This window comes from Gaoshiqia sp. US2, assembly GCF_059705485.1.
On record NZ_AP048550.1, the window covers coordinates 4,217,904 to 4,236,021 of the forward strand.

Annotated in this window: 13 protein-coding genes and 2 pseudogenes; 14 read left to right on the forward strand and 1 reads right to left on the reverse strand. The window is 49.3% G+C overall.

The features are described 5' to 3' along the window. Positions 1–117 precede the first annotated feature (117 nt). The 14 genes and pseudogenes from ribB to AC6H3C_RS16795 all read left to right on the forward strand — a co-directional run bounded on the left by ribB (position 118) and on the right by AC6H3C_RS16795 (position 16,854). A complete protein-coding gene (gene ribB, locus AC6H3C_RS16730; protein ID WP_497516554.1) occupies positions 118–741 on the forward strand; it encodes a 3,4-dihydroxy-2-butanone-4-phosphate synthase in 624 nt (207 codons plus the stop codon). Between the two features lie 24 nt (positions 742–765). Further along, positions 766–1,527: a DeoR/GlpR family DNA-binding transcription regulator gene (locus tag AC6H3C_RS16735; protein ID WP_497516555.1), complete on the forward strand. Its 762-nt coding sequence runs from the start codon at positions 766–768 to the stop codon at positions 1,525–1,527. Between the two features lie 316 nt (positions 1,528–1,843). After that, entirely contained in the window at positions 1,844–3,340 is a 1,497-nt protein-coding gene (gene glpK, locus AC6H3C_RS16740; RefSeq protein ID WP_497516556.1) for a glycerol kinase GlpK, read from the forward strand. Positions 3,341–3,398: 58 nt separating this feature from the next. Further along, positions 3,399–4,814, forward strand: a complete 1,416-nt coding sequence (locus AC6H3C_RS16745; protein WP_497516557.1) for an L-fucose/L-arabinose isomerase family protein — start codon at positions 3,399–3,401, stop codon at positions 4,812–4,814. A gap of 113 nt (positions 4,815–4,927) precedes the next feature. Next, entirely contained in the window at positions 4,928–5,782 is an 855-nt protein-coding gene (locus tag AC6H3C_RS16750) for a transketolase (protein WP_497516558.1), read from the forward strand. 46 nt (positions 5,783–5,828) lie between these two features. Beyond that, a complete protein-coding gene (locus AC6H3C_RS16755; RefSeq protein ID WP_497516559.1) occupies positions 5,829–6,779 on the forward strand; it encodes a transketolase family protein in 951 nt (316 codons plus the stop codon). 150 nt (positions 6,780–6,929) lie between these two features. Then, complete coding sequence (locus AC6H3C_RS16760; RefSeq protein WP_497516560.1) at positions 6,930–8,585, forward strand: DUF5060 domain-containing protein; 1,656 nt, start codon at positions 6,930–6,932, stop codon at positions 8,583–8,585. Between the two features lie 59 nt (positions 8,586–8,644). Next, entirely contained in the window at positions 8,645–9,622 is a 978-nt protein-coding gene (locus AC6H3C_RS16765) for a family 43 glycosylhydrolase (RefSeq protein ID WP_497516561.1), read from the forward strand. A 132-nt stretch (positions 9,623–9,754) separates the two neighbouring features. After that, positions 9,755–10,600: pseudogene (locus AC6H3C_RS16770) on the forward strand (D-ribose ABC transporter substrate-binding protein). 6 nt (positions 10,601–10,606) lie between these two features. Further along, positions 10,607–11,245, forward strand: a complete 639-nt coding sequence (locus tag AC6H3C_RS16775) for a DUF2291 family protein (protein WP_497516563.1) — start codon at positions 10,607–10,609, stop codon at positions 11,243–11,245. Then, complete coding sequence (locus tag AC6H3C_RS16780) at positions 11,229–12,764, forward strand: sugar ABC transporter ATP-binding protein (RefSeq protein ID WP_497516564.1); 1,536 nt, start codon at positions 11,229–11,231, stop codon at positions 12,762–12,764. The genes AC6H3C_RS16775 and AC6H3C_RS16780 overlap by 17 nt, the downstream gene beginning before the upstream one ends. Then, complete coding sequence (locus AC6H3C_RS16785; RefSeq protein WP_497516565.1) at positions 12,751–13,749, forward strand: ABC transporter permease; 999 nt, start codon at positions 12,751–12,753, stop codon at positions 13,747–13,749. Before AC6H3C_RS16780 ends, AC6H3C_RS16785 begins: the two co-directional genes overlap by 14 nt. 288 nt (positions 13,750–14,037) lie before the next feature. Continuing rightward, positions 14,038–15,507, forward strand: a complete 1,470-nt coding sequence (locus tag AC6H3C_RS16790) for a nucleoside hydrolase-like domain-containing protein (protein WP_497516566.1) — start codon at positions 14,038–14,040, stop codon at positions 15,505–15,507. A gap of 42 nt (positions 15,508–15,549) precedes the next feature. Beyond that, positions 15,550–16,854, forward strand: coding sequence for a DUF1593 domain-containing protein (locus AC6H3C_RS16795; RefSeq protein ID WP_497516567.1), 1,305 nt, complete (start codon positions 15,550–15,552; stop codon positions 16,852–16,854). A gap of 71 nt (positions 16,855–16,925) precedes the next feature. On the opposite strand, the pseudogene AC6H3C_RS16800 reads toward AC6H3C_RS16795, so the two are convergent. Next, positions 16,926–18,113 (reverse strand): annotated as a pseudogene (locus AC6H3C_RS16800) (MFS transporter); the annotation flags it as partial. Between the last annotated feature and the right edge of the window lie 5 nt (positions 18,114–18,118).

Sequence of the window (18,118 nt, forward strand, 5' to 3'; positions counted from 1 at the left end):
GATCCAAAATGGGATCAGACAGGTCCGCTCTTATGGTATTCTGCCAAAATGCTTACGGATACATTTTCTTTTGCTTTCTTTTTATTTTATATATTTGCGGTTCTAAAAATCGGATCAATGGTAAATACCAATTATCAGGAAATTGAAGAAGCAATTGCCGAAATTAAAAAAGGAAAGGTCATCATTGTGACAGATGACGAGCACAGGGAAAATGAAGGCGATTTTATAGCTGGAGCCGAATTGGTGACTCCTGAAATAGTCAATTTTATGGCAAAAGAAGGCCGGGGATTGATATGTGCAGCCATCACCGAAGAACGGTGCCGGGAACTGGAGCTGGATCTGATGGTGAAATCAAACTCTGCGGTCAACTCCACCAATTTTACCGTATCGGTTGATCTGATCGGGAATGGCTGCACCACCGGAATCTCTGTACACGACCGGGCCAAAACCATTTACGCGTTGGTCGATCCGGGTACCCGGCCGGATGATTTGGGCCGACCGGGACATATTTTCCCGATCAAAGCACATCGGGGCGGTGTAAAAAAACGTCCGGGACATACCGAGGCAGCCGTTGAACTCGCCCGGCTGGCCGGTTTAAAACCTGCGGGTGTGCTTGTCGAGATCATGAACGCCGACGGTTCGATGGCCAGATATAACGACCTGGTTGGTTTAGCGGAAAAACTGGATTTAAAACTCATCACCATCAAACAACTCATTGCATACCTTGAACGCGAAAAATAGTCGAGAACCTAAAATTGGATACTTATGTTAGCACATCACCGCCGGGAAAAAATTCTTGAAATGATCCGTGAAGATGGCCATGCCAAGGTACTTCAGTTAAGTAAAATTTTTAAAGTGACCGAAGTAACTATTCGCCAGGATTTGGAAAAACTCGAGAAAGATGGTTTTATCGAGCGGGAGCATGGCGGGGCCTATTTGAAAGATATTGGCCTGAACGTAAAGAATATCACGCTTCAAAATCAGGATAAGCTTGCTGAAAAAGCGATTATTGCCAAAAAAGCGGTTAGCCTGATCAACGATGGCGATACCATTATTCTTGATTCAGGATCGACGACAACTGAAATTGCCCGGCTGATCTCCGGCTTCAAAAATCTGACAGTGATTACGAACTCACTGAATATTGCCCTCATTTTAGGGGTCGACACGGAGATTAACCTCGTGGTCACCGGGGGCGAATTTAAGGCGCCCACCCTTTCGCTTACCGGGCAAAAAGCGGCCGATTTTTTTGAAGGCCTGCACGTCGATAAATTGTTCCTTGCAACAGCCGGCATCACCCTGAAATCGGGTCTGACCTATCCAAGCATCAGCGACATCTGCGTGAAGCGGGCCATGATCGAGTCGGCCAATGTGGTTTATCTCGTTGCCGATTCCAGCAAAATCGGGAAAAGTTCTTTTGCCAGCCTGGGCGCGCTTTCACTGATCGATTACCTGATCACGGACTCCAACCTCAAACAGGAAGAAATGGATATGCTCCAAAAAAACGACATCAAACTGATTATCGCTTAAACAGTTCTTCAGAATTCACTAGTCACTGGTCACTGGTCACTTGCGGCTTGGAGCTTGGAGTTTGGAACCTGGAACCTGGAACCTGGAACTAAAAAGTACCTGAGTAAAACCGCTACACTGAGAGTGAATACTGAATACTGCTACTAAATACTGCGACTTTTCCCCGCCGCCTCCTGAAAAACGAAAAAAATTCATTCTCTTTTTGTTTTCGATTATTTTCTTTTATTTTTGTTTTCGCAAAATTCATCTAAACGGGTATCCGAATCTCCCGCTAATGATGAAGTTTTGAACTGCAACCTATAATCTGTTATCAGCTATGAGCAGCTTCCGAAAATATATATTGGCAATCGATCAAAGTACCTCGGCGACAAAGGCCATTTTGTTTAACCGGCAGGGAAAACCGGAATACAGGTCCACCATTCCTCACCAACAATACTACCCCGAGGCGGGATTCACGGAACATGATCCGGTCGAGATCTTTGAAAACACCTTAGTGGCCATCGGCGATGTGTTTGGGAAAATGAAAATAAACGAAAATGATCTGTACTGTATCGCCATCACCAATCAGCGCGAAACAGCTATGATCTGGGATAAAAACACGGGGGAACCGGTTTGCAGGGCAGCTGTCTGGCAGTGCCTGCGCGGGGCAGCCTATTGTTCCGAACTCAAACAAAAAGGATACAGCGAACTGATCAGGCAAAAAACCGGCCTGGTGATCGATCCGTACTTCTCGGCCGGCAAGCTGCACTGGATCATGAAAAATACTCCCGGACTGGATGAAAAAGCTAAAAACGGAGAGTTGCTGTTAGGAACCATGGATTCGTGGCTTTTATGGAAACTAACCAAGGGGGCCGTTCATGCGACCGACTATTCGAATGCCTGCCGCACCATGCTGTTTAATATCCACAGCCTGCAATGGGACGAGGAACTTATCCGCTTATTCGGCTTAAATAAAAACATGTTCCCTGAAGTCCGGTTTAGTAATGAGATCTTCGGCTATACCCGCCCGGACGTCGTGTTCGGCAAACCGGTTCCAATTGCCGGACTGCTGGGCGATTCACATGCCGCCTTGTTCGGACAGAACTGCTTTACCGCCGGCATGGCCAAAGCGACCTATGGCACAGGCTCGTCAATCATGATGAACATTGGCACGGAACCGCTGGATGCGCCTGAAGGACTGGTTACATCAGTAGGCTACGGATTGGATAACGAAATTTACTACGTATTTGAAGGCAATATTCACTGCACCGGCGACACCATCAACTGGCTGAAAAACGAGGTTCAGCTGATTGCCGATGCCTCCGAAACCGAAGTTTTAGCCACATCGGTTAGCAATAACAACGGCGTTTACCTGGTACCGGCCTTTGTCGGCCTGGGCGCGCCGTACTGGGACAACCAGGCCCGCGCCTGCCTGTCGGGTATGCCGCGCAACACCACCAAAGCCCACATTGTGCGGGCTGCATTGGAAAGTATTGCTTACCAGGTGAAGGACTTAATCGGCCTGATGGAAGAAAAAGGTGGGATTCATCTGACGGAATTACGCGTTGACGGGGGACCAAGCCGGAATGATTTTCTGATGCACTTTCAATCCGACATGCTCGACCGGAATGTCGCCCGCTCAGAAGTGGAAGAAGTGTCGGCGCTTGGCGTAAGTTTTATGGCAGGACTGGCCACCGGCTTCTGGAAAGATCTGGATGAAATAAAAGCGCTGAGAGAATCGGGGCACCTCTTTCAACCGAAAATGGACGACGCTGTACGGACACAGCTTTACGCCGGCTGGCAAAGAGCCGTGGAACGAGCACGGTTGCAGTGAAGGATCAATGACCAATATCGAACAAGGATTTTTCAATAACGAATACACAAGAATAACCATGAAGCTGAAAAAACAAACATTTGGTGTCATCATTGCCACGCGCAATATCTTTAATTTCAAATTAGCGGTTGATGCCCGTAAAAAAGTGTTGCAAAAACTCGAAAGCATGGGCTTTGGCTATGTCATTCTACCTGAAGAAGAAACGCCCACCGGAAACATCGAAGGTTATGCCGATGCGGTAAAATGTGCCGCCCTGTTTAAGAAAAACAGCGACATCATCGACGGGATCCTGGTGGTGCTGCCCAACTTCGGCGATGAGCTGGGCGTGGTCAACTCCATCAAAATGTCGGGGCTGAATGTACCTGTTTTGGTACAGGCCTGCGACGACGACAATGACAAAGTGGATGTAAAAAGCCGCCGCGATGCCTTTTGCGGAAAACTTTCGGTTTGCAATAACTTTTACCAGTACGGGGTAAAATTTACCGACACCATTTACCATACTTATAGTCTCGACAGCGAAGAATTTGCCAAAGACCTGCTCAAATTTGCCGGCATTTGCCGGGTCGTAAAAGGTCTGAGCAACCTGCGTGTAGGCGCTATCGGCACCCGCCCTATCGGATTTCAGACGATGCGGTTCAGCGAAAAACTGTTGCAAAAATACGGCATCACCGTGGTTCCGGTCGATATGTCGGAAATGATTGCCGCCGCCAACAAAATCAGCGAAAACGACCCGGCTGTAGCTGAGAAAGTGGAAGCGATCCAGGCTTACGGGGCCTGCGGAATTGCAAGCAAAGGCAAAATTGCCAAACAAGCCCGCTTTGGCCTTGCTGTTGAAAACTGGATCAACGACAATGACATCGATATTTCGGCCTTGCAATGCTGGGAATCGATCGAGAAAAACTATGGCTGCGCTGCCTGTGTTACCATGAGTATGATGGGCGAAAAACTGATGCCCTCGGCCTGTGAAGTGGACGTAGCCGGAACCATCTCGATGTATGCCCTGGCGCTGGCCGCCCAAACACCTTCGGCCATCCTCGACTGGAACAACAACTTTGCCGAAGACCGGAATAAGGTGGTATGCACCCATTGCAGCAACTATCCGAAATCCTTCTTCCAAAACGAAATTGAAATTGGCAGCCTGGATGTGTTGGGAACCGTGCTTGGCAGCGAAGACACTTTTGGTGCTGTAAAAGGAAAAGTAGCCGCCGGCGATATGACTTATTTCCGGATTTCGACCGACGACAACAAAGGACTGATCAAATCGTACCTCGGCGAGGGAATGATGACCGACGATCCGTACGGCATGGACGGCGGTATTGCCGTTTGCGAAATTCCCAACTTGCAAAACCTGATGAAGTACATGTGCAAAAACGGCTTTGAACACCACGTGGCCATGGTTCGCGGACAGGTAGCCGGTATTTTGGAAGAAGCCATCGGAAACTACCTGGGCTGGGAGGTTTATAAACACGAATAAGAACAGACGCAAGACACGAGACACAAGTATTAAGTACCAGATGCAGAAACCAGGGTTCAGAATACAAGACGAAAGAAAATTGTGCCCTGATACTTGATACCAAAATTCAAAAAATGAAAAAATATTCCGATCTGGAGCTGCAGTTGAAATCGGTGGCTTACCGAAAAGCTCTTCTAAAATACATTAAGATGGCCAACGCCGGGCATACCGGCGGAAGCCTTTCGTGCACCGACATTTTAAATGTGCTGTACAACGATGTGCTGAATATTTCACCCGATAACTTTACCGACCCCAACCGCGACCGGTACATTCAAAGCAAGGGGCACTCGGTGGAAGCCCTGTATGTGGTGCTGGCCGACCAGGGCTTCTTCCCCGAAAGCGACCTGGAAACCCTGTGCAAATACCAATCAAAATACGTAGGTCATCCTACACGGAAAGTGAACGGCATTGAGTTTAATACCGGTGCGTTGGGACATGGGTTACCCATCAGCGCGGGCATTGCCCTGGCTGCCAAAAAAGACAAAGCCCCGTACCGGGTTTTCACCCTGCTGGGCGACGGCGAACTGGCCGAAGGCTCGAACTGGGAAGCTGCCATGATGGCGGCCCATTATCAATTAGACAACCTGGTTGCGATACTCGACCATAACACCTTGCAAATTACCGGGCGCAATAAAGAGGTATGCAGCCCTTACCCGATCGATGAAAAATTCAGGGCTTTTGGTTGGGAGGTAGTGCTGGTAAACGGAAACAACATTCGCGAATTGCGTCGAACACTGAACCAGCTTCCCCGCACCGAAGGCAAACCCACCTTTGTCATTGCCAACACGGTAAAAGGGAAAGGGATCAGTTTTATGGAAGACGTGAAAAAATGGCACCATGGCGTCCCGTCCGACGAGCAATACCGGCAAGCAATGGAGGAATTGGATCAGTTAGGAAATCAGTTAAAACAGCAGGCTGCCGTATTATAAAACGGCTTGCCAGGCAAATCATTTGAAAAAATACAGGAATCAGGATATGACTTTAAATAAATTAGAACCGGGTAGGGCCAACCTCGACGAATTCTCAGCGACCTTGATCGGGTTGGGTGAAAAAGATAAAAACATTTTGGCCGTAACCAGCGACTCCAGGGGATCGGGAAAATTGATCCCTTTCGCCGAAAAGTTGCCGGAGCAAATTGTTGAAGTTGGCATTGCCGAACAGAATCTGGTGGGCGTAGCCGCCGGATTGGCATCAACCGGCAAGACGGTGTTTGCCGTATCGCCGGCCTGTTTTTTGGCCACCCGCTCGCTGGAACAGATTAAAAACGACGTGGCTTATTCCAATCAACCTGTAACTTTGGTTGGAATTTCCGCCGGAGTGAGCTACGGAGCGCTGGGTTCAACCCACCATTCGCTGCACGATGTGGCTGCCCTGCGCGCCATCAACAACATCAGCGTGGTGGTGCCCGCCGACAATTTTGAAACCCGCGAGGCAATCAAAGCTGCTGCCCAATCAACAAAACCCATCTTTCTGAAATTTGGAAAGAAAGCCATGCCCATCCTTCCGCGCCTAAACCTCACGTTCGAAATTGGGAAAGCTTCCGTGATTTGCGAAGGAAATGACGTCGCCTTTATCGCCTGTGGCGAAACCGTGGCTCCGGCTTACGAAGCCGCCCAACTGTTGGAAGAAAAAGGAATCAGCGCCGAAGTAGTCAGCATGCACACCATCAACCCGCTCGACCAGGAAGCCATTTTGCGGTTGGCAGACAAATGCAAAGCCATCATTACGATAGAAGAACACAGTGTTCACGGCGGTTTGGGCGAAGCCTGCGCCGCTCTGCTGATGCAAAACGGGAAGGCCCTTCCGTTTAAAATCGTCGGTATTCCCGACGAAGATACCGTCACCGGCTCTCAGGTTGAAATATTCAACCATTACGGAATATCCGGAGAAGGGTTAAAAGAAACTGCACTGAAGCTTCTGCAATGAGCTGCTCTTTGGTTTCAGGTTGAAATAAAAATTTCAGGCTGAAAATCTTAACCATACTGCCGCCTTTACAGCATTTGGGTACCAGGCTGAAATCCGGCAGTTTTTTTGTCAATTTTTAATCGCCGCACGATTAACCCGCTAATCCATAACATGAAAATCAGATTCGCAATCCTGTTCGTCCTATTCATTTCGGCCAGTTGCACTGCCCCAAAACAGAAGCCATACATTGGCCTTTACCGGACTTTTGAAACGCAACTGCAAAACGACAAATCCTACGGCAACAAATTCACCGATGTGGAGCTCAGCTGCGATTTTACATCGCCATCGGGTAAAACAACGCGGTTCACCGGCTTTTTTGACGGCGACGGCCAGGGTGGAGGCGATAAAATAAGCGGCAACATCTGGAAAATCCGTTTTATACCCGACGAAACGGGTGAATGGAACTACCGGTGGATCTGGAGCGACGGTACCCCCGGCGGCAGTTCTTCCTTTTTCTGTGATACAGTTGACGCCGGGAAAGGGATACTACGCCCTTTCGGTAAAAACCCGCGCTGGCTGGCCTACAACGGAACCGAACCGGTTTGGTTGAAATCGTATTATGAAAGTGGTCATGGCTCCATTGCCCAAGCTTTCCCCTGGATTGCGGAAAATGTTTATCAACCCATGATCGACCGGGGTTACAACCATTTCCAGGTGAACTGGCTGTTGTCGCTTTGCTGCTTCACCCAAATTTACCACGACGGCCCTGCTCCTTCGACCCGGGATCTGACCTTGTACACCGAGGGCGATACCTCGGGAACCATGCGCCTGGATGTTTGGCAAATGATGGAACAACACGTTTCGTGGCTCAACGACCGAAACATCGGTTTACATCTTTTTCTGGGTTTCGACGGTAGTAAAAACGACGGTCCGGCCTGGACGAAACTAAGCGAAAAAGAAAAAGATTTTTTGGTTCGCTACACCGTTGCCCGGCTGGCGCCCTACGCCAACATTGCCGGATGGGGTTTTGTGTGGGAAGTGCCGGGCGACCGGGAAGATTCAGAATTGGGCTGGGCCCGGCTGGTTCAGCAGTACGATGTGTTTGACCACCTGCGTACCTACGAAGACGAACATCCGGTGGAAAATGAATTTCACCGGCCCGAATATAATTTTGCAGCCATTGAAAACCATTCGATTGTTTCGACCGACCGCGACACCGACCGCCCATTCTGGAAAGAAGCCTGGACACACCATGAGGCTTGTTTGGCGGCTTATGTACCCGGAAAACCGGTTTATATGATTGAAGGCAATGCCCTGTGGCGGCGTTTCTGGCAACAGCGTACCAAAGCCACCCTCGACGATCTGCGCCAATCGGCCTGGGCCTGTGCCACAGCAGGGGCTTCGTTTAACTGGTGCGGCCATGCTGGCGAAGACTCGCTAAGGGCTTTCGGCCCCGAAGGACTGCCCTTTTTGGGCGATGAAAATCCATACGCTGTCTCAGCTCGCGAAATTGATATCCTGGCGGACGTGATGAGCCGGGAACTCACTTTTTACACCATGAATCCATCCGACGGCTTACTTTCTGAACATGATGAGATGAAAGTCTGGTGTTTAAGTGAGGCCGGGACGCAGTTTCTTGTGTTTTCGTGCAACGGAGATTCATTTAGTTTACAATTGGATGAAGGAAAATACAGCAACAACAAATGGCTGAACAGCATGACCGGAGCGGAAGTACTAATAGACAAGCTTTCTGTCGAAACGAACGAACCGATTGCTTTCAGCCCACCCGACCAAGTCAGCGACTGGGTACTTTTAATCCGAAAATAACTTGTACCCCCAACGTTCATCTACCTAAAACCACTAAAACAAATTAATCTGAAAAAACGATGAAAAGAAATCGAATGAAACAGCTTTCAATAATAGCGCTGACGATAGTTTTACTGACCAATCTATCAGCGGCCTATGCTCAAAACCCGCTCAACTTCGGGAGCGATATACTGACAGCCGATCCTTCAGGCCATGTGTGGAGGGACGGCAAAATGTACCTCTATACCTCGCACGATGAGTTATGCCAGGAAGACTTTTGGATGAAAGACTGGCATGTTTTTTCGTCGGCCGATTTGATAAACTGGACCGACCATGGCGCCTGCCTCTCAGTCGATGACTTGTCATGGGCCGACAATTATGCCTGGGCACCCGACTGCGCTTACAAAAACGGCAAGTACTATTTCTGTTTTCCGGCGGGTACCGGGGTGAAAGACCGTGTCAACCCCAAAAACAGCACCAAATGGATGGGCATTGGCATTGCGGTAAGCGATTCCCCGACCGGTCCTTTTGCGGACGCCATTGGTGCCCCACTATGGACAAAACCCTACGCCAACGACCCCTGTCTTTTTGTTGATGACGACGGGCGGGCTTATGTGTACTTTAATGGGGGCGGCGCCTATTTGGTCGCCGAACTGGCTGATGATATGCTCAGCATGAAAGGCGACTTCTTCAAAATGGACATGGGCGGCTACGAACCCAATCGCGAAGGCCCCTGGGTATTTAAACGCAACGGGATTTACTACTACACCATGCCCGAAAATAACCGCGAACTAACCTACTACACGGCCAACTCGCCCAAAGGCCCGTGGACTTACAAAGGCCTTATTATGAAAGAAGAAGGCGAAAGCAACAATCACCATTCGATTGTCGAATTCAAAGGACAATGGATTTTATTTTATCATCGATGGCTACCGACCGACTCGCCATGCGGCAAGAAACAACGCCGCACCTGTGCCGAATACCTGCACTTCAACGACGACGGGACCATACAGGAGATTGAACGGACCGATACCGGACTTTCAAAACCGGTTCACTAGCAAGCCTCAAACAAACCTCTCAAACCAAACCGGATGAAACGAAATCAAATCGTAAAAGCACTCTTTATTTTAACACTGGCTTTTGGCTTCAATGCCTGCGGCCCGGGAGAGAAAAAGGAACCGACTAAAAAAATGGCGGTTGTCATTTCTACCCTGAATAACCCGTGGTTTGTCGTGTTAGGCGAATCGGCTGCTCAACGGGCACGCGAATTAGGTTATACCGCCCACTTGTTCGATTCCCAAAACAATTCGGCCAAAGAAGCCGAACATTTCGACAACATCATCGCCATGGGCTACGATGCCATCCTGTTCAACCCCACCGATGCCGACGGTTCGGTTTTAAATGTAAAACGGGCCAAAGCGGCCGGAATACCAACCTTTTGTATGGACAGGGAGATCAACTCACCCGATGCAGCCGCATCGCAATTACTCTCCGATAATTTTACCGGTTGTGTCAAACTGGGCGAGTACTTTGTCAAACAAATGAATCAAAAAGGCAATTACGTTGAAATTCTCGGCCTCGTGGGAGATAACAACACCTGAAACCGTTCCGGCGGATTTCACAGTGTGGTGGATGAATTTCCGGAACTGGTGATGGTGGCGCAGCAAAGCGCCGACTTTGACCGCAACAAGGCGATGGATGTGATGGAAACCATCATGCAGGCCAATCCGGATGTTGATGCCGTTTTTTGCGGCAACGATGCTATGGCCCTGGGCGCTTACCAAGCCGTACTGGCAGCCGGAAAAGCCAACCGGATTAAGGTATTCGGTTTCGACGGGTCAGACGATGCCATCCGGGCCGTTGCCCATGGGAAACTGGCAGCAACGGTGATGCAGTTTCCGGTACTCATGGCCCGTAAATCGGCTGAATTAGCTGACCGATATATCAACGGACAGACAGACTTCGACCACAAAATGCCGGTTGAAGTAGAACTGGTGACCCCCGAAAACGTATTGAAATACCTGACTAACAAGTAGCAAACCATGAAAAACAAACTGCTCCGCTACTTTTCCGTAGTTTTAGCCATCTTATTGATCGGATTGTTCTCCGTGAACATTCAGAATCTTCAGGAATACAAAGCCAATGCTGTTGGCGCAGCCTTCGAAGCCACTGAGTTTGCCAACTCGTTTTGGAATGAGAATCTGCCGCAATGTATTGAAGAAGCGCCGGAAGCTACAGTGCTCATCAGGCTACTGGATGAAAATCCGGAACAGGCGTTTAAACAATACGGCAGAAAATTAGGCATTTCAAAAACCTCGTATTTTATGCTCAAGGGGACCGGCACCGTCTGGTCGGTGGACGACGAATACTTGACTTTATTGTTAAACGACCGGGATACGATACGCCTGGCCACGGCGTTCATTTTCGGGAATGCCGTTCGGGATGGCTCCGGCCAGGTGGACATTAACCAATTTATCAACATGACCGATTTTAACAAGGTATCGGTCGCCATCAACAAACTGGTTAGGGAAAAAGTGGTTTCGCGACTGAACCGATTGGCTGAAACAGGCAAACAAACAGAATTTGCCGGAGTGGCCGAAATACATGAAGATCAAGCCATGCCTGAATCATTCACGATTATTCCTGTTAAAGCAATGATTTCTGATGGAAAAACAGAATAATATACAAACGCCGGTTCTGGAAGTCAGAAACGTATCCAAGGATTTTTCGGGCGTTTATGCCCTGCAAAATGTCGATCTCGAAATATTTCCCGGCGAGGTAACAGCCGTTATCGGTGAAAACGGTGCAGGCAAATCGACCCTCATGAAAATTGTTTCGGGCGTTTACCCCGATTATGAAGGCGATGTATTACTGAACGGCCAAAAAGTAATCTTTAAAAATCCGAAAGAAGCCGGCGAACAGGGAGTCGTCATCATCCACCAGGAACTAAACCTGATCCCCCACCTCAGCATCGCCGAGAACCTGTTCCTGGGAAATGAAAAAAACAATCGCCTGGGACTACTGGATTACCCGGCGATGCACCACGCGGCCAAAGAACTCCTTCACCGGCTCCACCTGTATATCAATCCGTCTACACAGATCAGCCAGTTACGGGTTGGACAACAGCAACTGGTTGAAATTGCCAAAGCCCTTCTGCTCGACTCCAAAGTGCTCATTATGGACGAACCTACTTCAGCCATCAGCGACCAGGAAGTTGAACTGCTGTTTAAGATTATCCACGAGCTGCGGGAAAAAGGTGTTGCCATCGTTTACATTTCACACAAACTAAATGAATTGTTCGAAATAGCTGATCGCTATTCGGTATTGCGCGACGGGCGAAGTATGGGTTCCGGAATGATGAAGGACACCACACACGATCAGTTAATCAGCTTAATGGTGGGACGCGAACTGAAAGACAGTTTTAAAAAAGAGCATGCCATTGGCGATAAAGAAATCCTGCGGGTCGAAAATCTGATGTTTCGAAACCCGGGGAATAAGAACGATTACCTGGTTAATGATGTCAGTTTTTCACTTCACGAGGGTGAAGTTTTGGGTATTTGCGGGTTAATGGGCGCGGGACGGACCGAAGTGCTCGAAGCAATTTTCGGACTGCATCCGCAGCATGTCAGCGGAAAAATTTTTGTGGAAGGGGTCAGAAAAAACATACGAAATGTGAACGATGCCATTGCGGCCGGTATCGCCCTGGTGCCTGAAGACCGCAAGTTGCAAGGCCTCATCCTGAATATGAGCGTAGCCCAAAATACCAGTTTGGCCAGTCTCGAAAAAATTTCGGTTTTCAGTTTTATCAATAAAAAGAAAGAGTCTGAACTGAGCAGGCAATTCCAAAAGAAATTAAACACGAAAGTTTCATCACCGCAAATGCCGGTTGAGCAGCTCAGCGGAGGGAACCAGCAAAAGGTAGTGATTGCCAAATGGCTGGCCACCCACCCCAAGGTGTTGCTGCTCGACGAGCCCACCCGGGGAATTGATGTCGGCGCCAAACGTGAGATTTATCAGCTCATTGGCGAATTGGCGGCCCAAGGCATGGGAATCCTGTTTGTCTCGTCTGAACTGCCTGAAATCTTAGCCATATCGGATCACATCCTGGTTATGTCCGAATCCAGATTAACTGCCAGGCTAAGCCGTGCAGAAGCTACCGAAGAAATCATCATGAAAGCGTCCTTACGTGAAAAAGAATAAATCAACCGATATGAATACGACAAGCTTAAAACATAAACTGATCAAGTTTCAATCCATCATAGCCCTGGTCGTCATGTGCGTGGCGCTCAGTTTTTTGTCCGATCGTTTCCTGACCACCGAAAACTCATGGAATGTAATGCGGCAAATATCGGTCAACGTGGTCATCTCAGTTGGTATGACCCTGGTCATCTTAACCGGAGGCATTGATCTTTCGGTGGGCTCTATTCTGGCCTTGACCGGCGCCGTAACGGCGGGCATGTTGAAGTTTGGCGCCGAACTGACCGACCTGAATCTGTACGTCGGCTTCACCCTGCTGGGAGCGTTGGTCGGCGGCACACTGGTTGGAACGCTACTTGGCTGGTTTAACGGCCTTACCATTACCCGGTTTAAAGTTCCGCCCTTTGTGGCCACCCTGGCCATGCTCACCATTGCCCGCGGGCTCACCATGCTGTGGACCGGCGGATTCCCGATAACCGGGCTCGGCGACAACATGGCCTTTATTGGCACCGGCTGGTTTCTGGGTATTCCCATGCCGGTTTGGATTTCGGCGTTTATCGTCCTGGGGGCCGTTATTCTAACCCGGCAAACAACGCTGGGGCGGCATATTTACGCAGTTGGTGGTAACGAAACCGCGGCCAAACTCTCCGGTCTGAAGATCAAAAAAATAAAAATCATTGTTTACTCCATTGCCGGAGCCCTGGCCGGAATTGGCGGCATTATCGTCACTTCCCGGCTAGACTCGGCCCAACCCAACGCCGGCTTCGGGTTCGAGCTTGATTCCATCGCCGCGGTAGTTATCGGGGGCACTTCGCTCTCCGGCGGGAAAGGAACCATCCTGGGAACTGTACAGGGAGCGCTGATCATCGGCATTTTGAACAACGGGCTCGTGTTACTGAACGTATCCCCTTTCTGGCAGCAAGTCATCAAAGGCTTTGTGATCCTGCTGGCTGTTGTGATTGAAAAGTTTAATTCGAAAGAAGAATAAAATGAATCAACAATTCAGTTCAATCTTCACAATCATCAGCTTCGTATTTCTAAAAACATTGTGTTTTTCCCAAATACGTTCAGTTTTGGCAGTTACATCCGGACGGTATATCCACCCGGTCACGTATGGAAAAATGGGCGAATTTACCTGTATCCCTCCGATGACGACGGAACCATTCGATTGGCAAAAAGGACAGATGAAGGACCGGCAGACAAGCCGGTATCGCGATAATGGTCTCTTCTGCTATATAAACACAACAATTAACCCAATACAAATCAAACTATTGACATGAATCACTTAAAAAAATCGGAAAATGAGTTTACGGTGATCCGCTTACGTCGAAAAGTCATTCTGCTGCTGATTTTAACACTGGCAGTGGTCAGTATCGTTTCATCTGTAGAAAAGCCCCGCGTTTTTGTATTAACAGATATCGAGAATGAACCCGACGATGCCATGTCGATGGTCCGTTTTTTAGTGTATGCCAGCCAATGGGATATTGAAGGGCTGGCGGCCACCACCTCCATCCATCAGAAAAACAAGGTAGCCACCTGGCGGATACGTGAGATTGTAGATGCCTACGCCCAAGTGCAGGATAATTTGGAGAAACATGAAACAGGATTTCCGACCGTAGATTTTGTTCGCTCTAAAATTACAGAAGGTTTGCCCGAATACGGCATGCAAGCTGTTGGCAAAGGCAAAGACTCGCCCGCCTCGGAAGCGCTGATCGCTGCTGTTGACCGCCATGACCCTCGCCCGGTGTGGGTTACCGTTTGGGGCGGCCCCAATGTGCTGGCCCAGGCACTCTGGAAAGTCAGGGGAACACGTTCAAAAGAAGAATTGACCGCTTTTGTTTCAAAACTTCGGGTGTACACCATTTCCGACCAGGACGACAGCGGCCCCTGGATCCGAAAAGAATTTCCGGATTTGTTCTACATCGTCAGTCCGGGCTTTAATGCCGGAGGCGCATACCACCACGCCACCTGGAGTGGTATCAGCGGCGACTATTTTCATGCCCGTTGCGACGGCGCCGACTTTTCGCTGGTCACCAACGAGTGGCTCGACCGCAATATCCGGCGTAAGGGACCGCTTGGCGCACAATACCCGCGCTGGGATTTCTTAATGGAAGGTGATACGCCGTCGTTTCTGAACCTGATCAACAATGGACTGAGCGACCCGGAACACCCGGAATGGGGCGGCTGGGGCGGCCGCTATGAACTGTACACTCCACGCATGCAAAAATGGCACATGGAACCCGAAACCCGCCCCATCTGGAGCGATGCCGATGATGAAGTATTGGGTATGGATGGCCGCTGGCACGATGGCAACCACGAAACGATCTGGCGATGGCGGGAGGCTTTTCAGAACGACTTTGCCGCCCGTATGGACTGGACCATTCTTCCTCCGGATCAATCAAACCATCCGCCGGTTGTTCAACTCGATCACAACCAACACCTGACGGCCAAACCCGGCGACCGGATCAATCTCAGCGCCAAAAGCTCAACTGACCCGGACGGAGACGCGCTGTCGTACCATTGGTTTTGTTATGCCGAAGCCGGTTCGTTTCCCGTTTCGGGCGCCCGTAGCGGTCAGCCCATCGAAATTAAAAATTTTGATCATCCGGAAGCCTGGTTGACGGTACCCACCCAACGGGTTATGCCTCCCGGGTTGGGAACCATCCACATCATACTGGCGGTAACCGACCACGGCTCGCCACGCCTCACCCGTTATAAACGTGTGATTGTAAGGGTAACCCGGTAATCTTTTTATAAATCAGGTATCGTTGTCATATAAAAACATCCGATGAAACCATTTTTGTACAGTTTAACCTTCATCCTGGCCGCAAGTCTCAATCATTATGCGTGCAAGCAGCAACAATCCACAAAAGTTGAAAACCGTCACCGGATCATCGTATCGACCGACATCGGAGGCACCGATCCCGACGATTTCCAATCAATGGCACACATGCTTCTTTATGCAGATATACTGGACATTGAAGGATTAATTTCTTCACCGTTCGGCCCCGGCAGAAAAGAGCATATTCTCCAGGTAATTGATCAATACGAAAGAGATTATTCCAATCTGGCAACACACTCATCCCAATATCCGGCAGCAGAATCGTTGCGCCGGATGACCAAACAGGGCGCCACCGAAGTGGCCGGGTACAGCGGATTTGACAAGTCAACAGAAGGTTCTGAATGGATTGTTGAATGTGCAAGGCGAAATGACCCACGCCCCTTGTATCTTCTGGTTTGGGGTGGCATGGAAGATCTGGCGCAGGCACTGCACGATGCTCCCGATATTTTACCAAAGCTGCGTGTTTACTACATCGGAGGTCCCAATAAAAAATGGACTCCCGATGCCTATCAATATATTGCCGACCATCATCCCAATCTCTGGATCATCGAATCGAACGCCACTTACCGGGGCTGGTTTACCGGTGGAAATCAGGAAGGTGAATGGGGCAACAGTAGTTTCCCCGAAAGATACATCCGCGGACGGGGAGCACTCGGCCAGTTTTTTATGACTCAACTGGCAGGAAACATTAAAATGGGCGACACACCTTCGCTGGCCTGGCTGCTAAACAGTCCGGACCCGGAAGATCCGACACTTCCCAATTGGGGTGGACAGTATATCCGCGCATGGGATCGGCCTTACCGGTTGTTCAACCAAATGCCAGGCCGGAACGACAGCATTGCTGAGTTTACCATTATGGAACTGGTATTGCCGCTACCCGAACAATTGCCCGCCGAACCCGAAGCCCGTTTAGTCGTCGAAAACCAGGCGCTACCCGGAACCATCGGCAACGACGGTACCATGCGCTTTCGTTTTTCACCCAAAGTAGCCAAAGTGTTTCAATTTGAAATTGAAAGCAATGTACCCGAACTCAACGGTCAAAAAGGCGAGGTGACTGCGGTGACCACATCTCCGTGTCTGGCAGATCAGCCATCCGACAGGTTTCCCAACTGGTGGACCGATGATCCCAATCCGGAGTTTGCAGAGGAGGAACACATCGGCGCCAAAACGGTAAGCCGGTGGCGTGGTGAATTCATGGCCGACTTTGCAGAACGTATTGATCGTTGCCAGATTCCTGATCGAAAGAAATAAGATTTAAGAAAACCCATACTCCAGCCGTATTTGGTAACAATGACGCCCAAGCCCCACCCTGACAGCACCGTACTTAGATAGCCGAAAAGTCCGGTTAAACCAATTGCCGTTGCGGCAGCTCTTTTGGTTGCCAGGTTAGCGGCAATAATACCAACCAACGCTTGCGGACCGTAAATAAAAAAACCAACAACGCAAAGCAGGATTCCATAAAAGAACGGACTTTCATGCGGCAATTTCCAGAAGAAAAAGACAGCCACCGTACAGATCAGCATATAAATAAGGGCAGCCCGTCCTCCCCGACCCTTAAAAACCCGATCCATCATCCATCCGCTTGACAGCATCCCCAGGATTCCGAAACCTTCGTAGCCGGCAACCAGCCATCCTGCCCGTTGCAGTTCAACCCCTTTCATTTCCGTCAGAAAAGTAGGCCCCCAGTCCAGAATAGCATATCGAATGGTATACAGAAAAAGGTTTGCCAGACAAAGAAACCAGATCGCCGGATTGCCGAAAACCTGTTTCCTGATAAACTGTTTAAAGCCTGTTTCATCGCCTTCGCTGTCATCTTTTTTTATTTCCGGCTCTTCGTTCTTATAGACATCTACCGGCGGTAAGCCCAGCGATTCAGGCTTATCCCTTAAGCGGTTAATTAAAAACAACGCCCCGACAAATGCCATGGCGGCAGGCACAAAAAAGCAGTAACGCCAATCGTAAACTACCAGGAAACTATTCAGCACCAACACCAGGCCTGCTCCGATCGAATGCGAGGTATTCCAGAAAGAAAATTTAACACCACGCTCTTTCGGCGAAAACCAGTTGGTAATACTGTTGGCACAGGGCGGAAACCCCATTCCCTGAAACCATCCGTTTAACAGCCAAAAAATACCAAAAGAAATGACCCCGCTGCTTAATCCGAAAAACAAACTCATGGACGCGGATAACATCAATCCCAGCGCCATGAAATAACGGGGATTTGTTTGATCGCCGAAGAACCCGTTAACAAACTTGGAAAGTCCGTAAACAACTCCGTGAAGCGTCAAAAACAAGCCTAAATCAGCTTTCGAAATTCCCAGATCAGCCTCGATGGCAGGCATAGCAATCGATATGTTTTTCCTGACAAAGTAAAACATCACGTAACCAATCATGGTGGAGTACATAATCCGGGTTCTCCAGTACCGGTAACGTGCATTCAACTGGTCCTGATCGGTGATCGTCACCTCTTTTGCCGGGACAGGCTTTAAAAAATTAAACATCCGACTCATTATTA

Excerpts from the sequence above, each read along its gene's own strand:
- AC6H3C_RS16755 (WP_497516559.1), top strand. The coding sequence starts at position 5,829 with ATGACTTTAAATAAATTAGAACCGGGTAGGGCCAACCTCGACGAATTC.
- AC6H3C_RS16790 (WP_497516566.1), top strand. The coding sequence starts at position 14,038 with ATGAATCACTTAAAAAAATCGGAAAATGAGTTTACGGTGATCCGCTTA.
- AC6H3C_RS16775 (WP_497516563.1), top strand. The coding sequence starts at position 10,607 with ATGAAAAACAAACTGCTCCGCTACTTTTCCGTAGTTTTAGCCATCTTA.
- AC6H3C_RS16765 (WP_497516561.1), top strand. The coding sequence starts at position 8,645 with ATGAAAAGAAATCGAATGAAACAGCTTTCAATAATAGCGCTGACGATA.
- AC6H3C_RS16735 (WP_497516555.1), top strand. The coding sequence starts at position 766 with ATGTTAGCACATCACCGCCGGGAAAAAATTCTTGAAATGATCCGTGAA.
- ribB (WP_497516554.1), top strand. The coding sequence starts at position 118 with ATGGTAAATACCAATTATCAGGAAATTGAAGAAGCAATTGCCGAAATT.
- glpK (WP_497516556.1), top strand. The coding sequence starts at position 1,844 with ATGAGCAGCTTCCGAAAATATATATTGGCAATCGATCAAAGTACCTCG.
- AC6H3C_RS16795 (WP_497516567.1), top strand. The coding sequence starts at position 15,550 with ATGAAACCATTTTTGTACAGTTTAACCTTCATCCTGGCCGCAAGTCTC.
- AC6H3C_RS16745 (WP_497516557.1), top strand. The coding sequence starts at position 3,399 with ATGAAGCTGAAAAAACAAACATTTGGTGTCATCATTGCCACGCGCAAT.
- AC6H3C_RS16750 (WP_497516558.1), top strand. The coding sequence starts at position 4,928 with ATGAAAAAATATTCCGATCTGGAGCTGCAGTTGAAATCGGTGGCTTAC.
- AC6H3C_RS16780 (WP_497516564.1), top strand. The coding sequence starts at position 11,229 with ATGGAAAAACAGAATAATATACAAACGCCGGTTCTGGAAGTCAGAAAC.
- AC6H3C_RS16760 (WP_497516560.1), top strand. The coding sequence starts at position 6,930 with ATGAAAATCAGATTCGCAATCCTGTTCGTCCTATTCATTTCGGCCAGT.